General features: G+C 59.2%; 1 pseudogene. It reads left to right on the top strand.

Going from position 1 to position 223, the window contains the following annotated elements:
- Positions 1-223, top strand: a pseudogene (locus HMPREF2879_RS07540) (peptide ABC transporter ATPase); the annotation flags it as partial.

Genomic DNA, 223 nt, shown 5'->3' with positions numbered 1-223 from the left:
AGTCGCTAGAGCCAGGCAAGCCGACCCTGCACCAGTCCTACAACAACCCCGCAGGCACTGGCCGAGCAGAAGGCGACCCCAACGTCTACAAGGGCGATCAGATCAACTTCTACGTCGATGACGGAGGCCCCTACCGCCTCGAAGCAGACATGCTCGCCGGACACGTCGAAATTGAGCTCATGCCCTCCTCCTATGTCATCGAGTACGGCAACGGAGATACAGA

This window comes from Rothia sp. HMSC069C04, from assembly GCF_001812895.1.
In the GTDB taxonomy this organism is placed as follows: Bacteria; Actinomycetota; Actinomycetes; order Actinomycetales; family Micrococcaceae; genus Rothia.
Note: the sequence above shows the minus strand (reverse complement) of the source record. Positions and strands in the feature narration are given on the sequence as shown.